The organism is Candidatus Thermoplasmatota archaeon (assembly GCA_030018475.1).
GTDB lineage: Archaea > Thermoplasmatota > JASEFT01 > JASEFT01 > JASEFT01 > JASEFT01.
This window is the reverse complement of record JASEFT010000064.1, coordinates 1-5,240: the sequence shown is the minus strand read 5'-3', so window position 1 is coordinate 5,240 and position 5,240 is coordinate 1. Positions and strand designations below refer to the sequence as shown.

Annotated in this window: 5 protein-coding genes; 3 read left to right on the top strand and 2 right to left on the bottom strand. The window is 38.3% G+C overall.

Translation table 11 applies throughout. The features are described from left to right. The first annotated feature begins 176 nt into the window (after nucleotides 1-176). Nucleotides 177-1,265 carry a GTP-binding protein gene (locus QMD21_06965; protein ID MDI6856500.1) on the top strand — a complete coding sequence of 363 codons (1,089 nt, stop codon included), beginning with the start codon at nucleotides 177-179 and terminating at the stop codon, nucleotides 1,263-1,265. Here the strand turns inward: QMD21_06965 and radB are convergent, their stop codons facing one another. Together radB and QMD21_06955 are read right to left on the bottom strand one after the other, a co-directional pair. Further along, nucleotides 1,266-1,967 carry a DNA repair and recombination protein RadB gene (gene radB, locus QMD21_06960; protein ID MDI6856499.1) on the bottom strand — a complete coding sequence of 234 codons (702 nt, stop codon included), beginning with the start codon at nucleotides 1,965-1,967 and terminating at the stop codon, nucleotides 1,266-1,268. Further along, nucleotides 1,964-2,794: a hypothetical protein gene (locus QMD21_06955; GenBank protein ID MDI6856498.1), complete on the bottom strand. Its 831-nt coding sequence runs from the start codon at nucleotides 2,792-2,794 to the stop codon at nucleotides 1,964-1,966. Before QMD21_06955 ends, radB begins: the two co-directional genes overlap by 4 nt. A 126-nt stretch (nucleotides 2,795-2,920) precedes the next feature. Between QMD21_06955 and infB the strand changes: the two genes are divergently transcribed. Both infB and QMD21_06945 read left to right on the top strand, forming a co-directional pair. After that, a complete protein-coding gene (gene infB / locus QMD21_06950) occupies nucleotides 2,921-4,675 on the top strand; it encodes a translation initiation factor IF-2 (protein ID MDI6856497.1) in 1,755 nt (584 codons plus the stop codon). Between the two features lie 120 nt (nucleotides 4,676-4,795). Beyond that, on the top strand, nucleotides 4,796-5,188 hold the full coding sequence (locus QMD21_06945) for a 30S ribosomal protein S6e (protein MDI6856496.1): 393 nt from the start codon (nucleotides 4,796-4,798) through the stop codon (nucleotides 5,186-5,188). Nucleotides 5,189-5,240 lie beyond the last annotated feature (52 nt).

The following is a 5,240-nucleotide window of genomic DNA, read 5'->3' as shown; positions in this document are numbered from 1 at the left end:
AGCATGGAGCCAAAAATTCAAGCTTCAATTAATTTTTTAGAAAGAGGCGGTAAGAAAGTAATAATTACCAGTATTGATAAAGCTGCAGAGGCGTTAGCAGGTAGGGCAGGTACAGAAATAACGCCAGTGCCTTGGTTCTAGAAAACTATTTTTGCTACTAAAACTTTTGACTTATTGTGGAACTTGAAGGTCAGATAAAAGCAATTGAAGAAGAGCTTAAGCGAACGCCTTATAACAAGGCAACTCAGCATCATATAGGTAAATTAAAAGCGAAGCTTGCAAAGCTCAAGACGGCAAAAGAAAAGTTTAAAGTTAAGCGTAGGAAAACCAGAGCTGGTATAAGAAAGTGCGGCAATGCAACTATTGGCTTAATCGGCTATCCAAACGTTGGTAAAAGCACTCTTCTTAACGAGCTCACTAATGCAAAGAGCAGTGTAGGAGAATATGAATTTACCACTCTCAGCGTAGTTCCAGGAATGCTCGATTACAAAGGCGCGAAACTACAAATTTTAGATTTACCAGGTTTAATTTCAGGCGCTTCTAAAGGGCGAGGAAGAGGAGGTGAAATAATATCGGTAGTGAGAATTTTAGACCTTGCAATTCTAATGCTAGATTGCCAGCATTTAGAGCAATTAGACATAATTTTAGAAGAGCTTTACAATGCCGGAGTAAGACTGAACTCAAAGCCTCCTGATATTGTGATAACTAAAAAACCTACTGGTGGGATAACTGTGAGCTCAACTGTAAAATTAACCAAGCTTGACGAGAAACTTGTAACTGCAATTCTGCAAGAATACGGTTATGTGAACGCAGATGTGATTATTAGAGAAGATGTTGATGAAGAGCAGTTAATTGATTTTATTGCAGGTAATAGAGCTTATGTCAAGTGTTTTGTAGTAGTGAATAAAATAGACATGATGAAGGATAGTTTTCAATACAGTAAAATCAAAGATTTAGATGTAGTTGCTATTTCAGCCAAGCAAAAAATTGGCATAGAGGAACTAAAATCTAAAATTTTCTCAGCACTAGAATTTATAAGAGTATATCTTAAGTTACCGGAAGTGGGAGTAGACTACAAAAGACCCTTAGTCATCAAAAGAAACTCTACCGTAGAGCAGGTATGCGATATTATTCACAAAGATTTCAAAGAGAAATTTAAATATGCTTTGGTATGGGGTGCCAGCGCAAAGTTTGAAGGGCAAAGAGTAGGCTTAGGGCATATGTTAAAAGACGGTGACGTTCTAAGTATTGTGGTGACTAAATAATCACTTACCAAATATTTTCTTTAGAGCGCTTACCGACTCCACACCCTTATCTGTAAGTACAAACTCAGCGCTAAGCTCGTCACTAATAGCACGGTGCTTGACGATCGAAGCTCTCCTTCTGCCTTTCTGCAGTTTTTCGAATTTTATTATTGTTTTCGCAGTGTGCTTTAGAGCCTGACCGCCGATAGGCTCAAGCTCATTAGTATCGAGATTTGTATAAACCTGATTTGTAATAACTACTTGGATTCCTTTCTTTCTCGCTACACCGAGCAATTTAGTAGCTTGCTGCGAAAGCATATGGATAATTTCAACTTCCCTACCGCTACCAAGCAAGAATCTGTAAAATATTGTTGCAGAATCAAGTATTATCAAGCCAATATCGTCGCTACTTTCTGCAAGCTTTACAGCTTTATCTACCATCTGCTCTTGCTCTTCAAGGGAATAAGGCTCGAAAAATAATATGCTCTTGTTTAAACTTTCGAATTGGTCTCCGCATATCTGTTTCAATCTTTCAATACTCACACCTTCTGTATCAATATAAATTACTTTTTTACCTAGTTGAGTACAATTTCTTGCCAGCTGTAGGCAAACGTTAGTCTTTCCGCTACCTGCTTCGCCATAGAACTCAGTTATTGCGCTAGCTTCTATACCGCCTTCCAGCAAATTATCTAAGCTTTCGCACCTGATCGGTAGTTTTTTCATAGCTCTAGATTTTCCAGCTCGTCAAGCTCAAATAGCTCTATTTTCTTCCCAAGAGCAAATTTTTTAACTTCTTTTGAAATTTTATTTACAATTACAAAGCACACATCTGCTCTCAACCTTTCTGCCTCGTCGTTAATGTTTTTAGCATCTTCTAAACTGCAATCTCGACAGTACTTAACAATTATTCTTCTATTGCTTTTCTTTGCAGCTAAATCTATATTTGCACCTTCTAAACTAACGAGCTCATAGCCGCTTGCTAGAAATTTAGATTTGATTTTATCTATAACTTGCTCTTTAGAGCTCAGCAACTCATAAAAGTGCTCTCCGGTCATTCTCACGTAATTATTATTGCCTATTATATAGATTATTTTCGCATCTTTATCTACCTGACTAAATTCCCAGAGATACTCTTTATAGTTATTTGCATCGTTAGGTATTTTAAGAGCAAGCCTTTTGATTTTATGGACATCATCTTCATCTTCAAAACTTAACGCTCTGAGATTGGTGTTGAGTTTTTTACGTAACCTCGCTACAATAGCATCGTCGCTTTTCTTCCTTTTTATAAGCAAAGCTTCTAAAATTCTAGTATCTACTCCAAGAACTTCGCGCTCGCCAATAATGCAAACGTTAGTTAAGTTTTTAGCATCCTCACTATCTACTTTCTCCACTATATTTTCAAGGTCGTTCACAATATCGGGGTAGACATTTGGGGTACTGGCTACAAGAATTTTTTTACCACCTTCTTCAACTATTTTATATTCGTAAGGCTTGAGCTCTTTCCTAAACTTGACTAACTCGTGCCCAGGTAAAGGCAAGTCGCCATACATTCTTTTTCACTTATTTTAATGGATGTGTAGTAATAAAAAGCTTCCCAACAGCCTTTTTTTTATAGAAAAGAAAGGGCTTTGGCGGAAGATTTTTGACTACCTTCAGCATTATCGATTATTACGAAGATGGCAATACGTCAACCTATAGTCAGTGTGCTAGGCCATGTAGACCACGGCAAAACTTTATTACTAGACGCCATAAGGGGGACAAGAATAGTGGAAAAGGAGCCTGGAAGAATTACACAGCACATAGGTGCCACTGAAGTTCCAATCAACATTATTTATAAAATTTGCGGTCCGTTACTTAAAGGTAAAAAATTTAAAGTTCCAGGGCTGCTCTTTATAGATACCCCAGGCCATTTAGCATTCACAACTCTCAGAGCCAGAGGTGGAGCACTTGCAGATTTGGCTATACTTGTAGTTGATATAAAAGAAGGTATAATGGCTCAAACGTTGGAATCTTTAAATATTCTTAAACTTTACAAAACACCATTTGCAATAGTACTCAACAAAATAGATCTTTTAGATGGCTGGAGAGCGAAAAAACTGCCTTTTGTAGAATCCATAAAAGAGCAGTCCGAATACGCGATTAAAGAGCTGGATGATAAAATTTACGAGCTTGCAGGCAAGCTCTACGAACACGGCTTTTCTGCAGAGCGCTACGATAGAATAAAAGATTTTACCAGAAATGTTGCTATAGTACCTGTCTCTGCGAAGAGTAGCGAAGGAATTGCTGATTTGCTTGTGGTGCTTGTAGGGTTGGCACAGAAATTTTTAGAAAAGCAGCTAACAACTGAGGAAGAGAAACCAGGCGAGGGCGTTGTACTTGAGGTAAAAGAAGAGAAAGGTCTTGGAAAGACTCTAGACGCTATTATTTATAACGGTAGAATTGCTCAAGGCGATACTCTCGTGCTCGGCGGTAGGGAGAGGCCTATTATTACCAAGGTTAAAGCTATTTTAAAGCCCAAACCTCTCGAAGAAGCTAGAGTAGCAGATAACTTCGTGCCTGTTGAGAGTGTAACAGCCGCATGCGGAATAAAGCTTGTAGCACCTGAACTAGAAGAAGTTATTTCGGGGGCGCCTCTAAAAGTAGCCAGAGCTGAGAACATCGACGAGGTTATAAGAGCTGTTCGATCAGAATTAAAAACAGTAATTGAGACGAGCAACGAAGGCGTTACTCTCAAAGCAGATGCGATAGGCTCTCTAGAAGCGTTAGCATTTGAGCTCAAAGCCAAAAACATTAAAATAAGGAAAGCCGAGATTGGCGATGTTTCCAAAAAAGATATTATAGAAGCTTCTACAATTCCGGAGCCTTTAGACAGGGTTATACTTTGCTTCAATGTGAAAATTTTACCTGAAGCTAAAGAAGAAGTTGCAGCTAGAAAATGCGCTGTGCTTGAGAGCAATGTGATTTATCAGCTTTTAGAAAGTTATGAGAAATGGAGAGACAAGCGCAGTTTAGAGCTTGAGAAAGAGCGAAGAGAAGTTATAACTTACCCAGGCAAACTAAAAATTCTTACCGGCTGCGTGTTTAGAATAAGCAAGCCTGCAATTGTGGGCGTGCGTGTATTAGGCGGTAGAGTCAAAGTAGGTCAGGAATTGCTTAGAGAAGATGGTAGAGTTGTAGGTAAGATAAAGAGTATAAGGAGTGTAGAAGAAAGTTTCAAAGAAGCATTAGCAGGCAAAGAAATAGCTATTGCAATAGAAGGCGCTACTGTGGGAAGGCAGATAAACGAGGAAGATTTACTCTACATAGATATTTCTGAGCAGGATGCCAAAAAACTAAAAGAGCTTGAAAAAGAGCTGAGCTTTGAAGAGAAAGAAATTTTAGAAAAGATTTATGAGATAAAGAGGAAGGAGAAGCCGTTTTGGGGCGCTTGATAAAATTTTTTGCGTTTCTTGTAAGCTACGCGTCAATGGTATGAGTAATTAATGTTTCTTCTCAAACTTAAAACTTTATATTCTCCCACATCATTTAATAACTCTCACTGGTGATAAGTAATGGTAGAGTTCAAGGCTAACGTCTCAGACCCTAAGAGCGCAAAAACTTATAAAATCGAAGTTAAAGGTCACTATGCAGGCTCTTTGATTGGAAAAAAGATTAGCGATGAAATAGATGGCTATTTTTTGGGTCTGCCAGGTTATAAATTGACAATCACAGGAGGCAGCGATAAAGACGGCTTTCCTATGAGAAAAGATGTGCCTAGAGCAGGTAGAAAAGAAGTTTTGTTAGCTAAGGGGGCTTGCTTTAGAGCCAAGCATGAAGGAGTAAGAAAGAAAAGATTCGTTCACGGCAATATAGTCTCACCTGAGATAGTTCAGCTGAATTTTAAAATAAATGAATGGGGTCCTAAATCTATTGAAGAATTACTAAAGTTAGCAGAGAAGAAATAAAAGAAGCCTTTCTTTCTCTTTTCGGAAAAGAGAAAGAAACTCTTCAGGGAAA